The following is a 475-nucleotide window of genomic DNA, read 5'->3' as shown; positions in this document are numbered from 1 at the left end:
GCATCACATAGCCGTAGCGCTCGGGCAGGCCGCCCGCCTGCACGTCCACGGGCGTCCACAGCCCGCGTTCGACGGCGCGTGCCGCGATTTCCATGTCCAGCGTGTGCACGAGGCCGAGCACGCGCCCGTCGAACAGGTAGAGCCGGCCGTCCTCATCGAGCAGGCATTCCTGCACGGACGAGCGCTCGCCGGCATGGGCCGTGATGGCGAAACCGCCATCGGCGGCCTCGTCCTCCTCGACGCGCCAGACCCCCGGCGTCACTTCGAGCTCCACGTACACGCGCTGCGGCCCGTTCTGGAAGAACCAGCGGCCCTGCTCGTCCGGCTCGTAGTTGCGCTGAATGAAATCGATGAGCTTGGCATGCTGCAGCAGCGCGCCGCGCGCGGCGGGGAATGGCCCCTGGGCCTGCACGGCGTCGTCGCGCATGAACCAGCGGCCGCGCGCATCCAGGCCCAGCCAGCCGTAGCAATCGGG

At 70.3% G+C, this 475-nt stretch carries 1 protein-coding gene; it reads right to left on the bottom strand.

Annotated features, from left to right (window positions below; all coding sequences use genetic code 11):
• A partial coding sequence (locus KDK95_RS38875; protein ID WP_212522639.1) for a DUF2946 family protein occupies positions 1-475 on the bottom strand: 475 nt, incomplete at both ends.

The organism is Actinospica acidithermotolerans, assembly GCF_018139625.1.
In the GTDB taxonomy this organism is placed as follows: domain Bacteria; phylum Actinomycetota; class Actinomycetes; order Streptomycetales; family Catenulisporaceae; genus Actinospica; species Actinospica acidithermotolerans.
Note: the sequence above shows the minus strand (reverse complement) of the source record. Positions and strands in the feature narration are given on the sequence as shown.